The organism is Limnofasciculus baicalensis BBK-W-15 (genome assembly GCF_024178385.1).
Taxonomy (GTDB): domain Bacteria; phylum Cyanobacteriota; class Cyanobacteriia; order Cyanobacteriales; family Coleofasciculaceae; genus Limnofasciculus; species Limnofasciculus baicalensis.
In genome coordinates this window covers 1-1,197 of sequence record NZ_JAMZMM010000732.1, presented here as the reverse complement: position 1 = coordinate 1,197, position 1,197 = coordinate 1, and the positions used below count along the sequence as shown (strand labels likewise).

Annotated in this window: 1 protein-coding gene and 1 pseudogene; both read right to left on the bottom strand. The window is 30.9% G+C overall.

Going from position 1 to position 1,197, the window contains the following annotated elements:
• Positions 1-277, bottom strand: a pseudogene (locus tag NJ959_RS29815) (hypothetical protein); the annotation flags it as partial.
• Positions 258-1,197 (bottom strand): tetratricopeptide repeat protein (locus NJ959_RS29810; RefSeq protein WP_254015378.1); only part of this gene is annotated, 940 nt, incomplete at its 5' end. The pseudogene NJ959_RS29815 and the gene NJ959_RS29810, both read right to left, overlap by 20 nt.

Sequence of the window (1,197 nt, the reverse complement as noted above, 5' to 3'; positions counted from 1 at the left end):
GTAAACGATAAGCAACAATTCTAACTGCTTTTGTCCATTCTTCTACATTACAAAAAGTATAAAAAGCTTCTGATAAACCTTTAACTTTTTCTAAATTAGAAGCATTTTCATAAGCTTGATATTTTGTTAGCCAATTAACAATAGCTCGGTATTGAGTACGTTTCCATCGAGGTTTAATATATTTTATGGTAGATGGATCAATTGATAAGTGGTCTAAGATTGACTTACTATCTGCTAATAAATTTACTTTGTTGAAGTTAATCTCTTTGTTGCTCATTATTCTTGATTTGTTCTATTAATTCTTGACAATTTTTTATTGAAGGAAGTTCTAATGCTGTAATTAAATCTAAAGCTTTATAGCAGCATTCAAGAGCAGAGTCTATGTCATTTAGTTCCCAATAAACTATAGCTAAATCTTGAAGAATTTGAGCTTCTTCACTTTTACTATCAACTTCCTTAAAAATTGCTAATGCAGTCTGTAATATTTTTAAAGCATCTGTAAATTCTGAAAGTTCCAATAAAGCAATACCTAAAGAATGTAATGCAGCACCTTCTCCCCTTCTATCACCAAGTCTTTGAGAGATAGCTAAATGTTTTTGAGCATAATTGCCAGATTGAACATAATCTTCTAATTTCTCGTAAACTACACTTAAATTACCCATAGCATAGCCTTCCCCACGCAAGTCACCAACTTCACGAACAATTATAATTTGTTGTTGATGTAAATCTATTGCTTGTTCATAATCTCCCATTTCACGATATAGCATTCCTAAAATATTTAAAGCTTCGGCTTCATTATAGCGATCGCCTATTTCTTGAGCAATATCCAATGCTTGTTGAGTGCAGTCAAATCCTTTTTCATAATCACCTAAAGTATAATAATCTTGCCCTAAACCTAACAATGCTGATGCTTCTCCTCTTTGATCACCTAGTTGATGAAATAAGGCTAAACTACTTTCATTACATTGAACTGATTCATTATACTTATCCAAGTTATGATAAGTAATTCCCAAATTTCCCAGTGTTTTTGCTTTGAGGAATAAATATTCACTTGTTAAATCCTCAAGTTTTATATTTGTCTTTAAAGCTTGCTGATAGTATTTAACAGCTTCATTATATTGACCTTGATAGTGACAAATTAAACCTAAACAAAGTAAATTAGTAATTTCTCCATTACAATTATTAATCTGGCGAGAT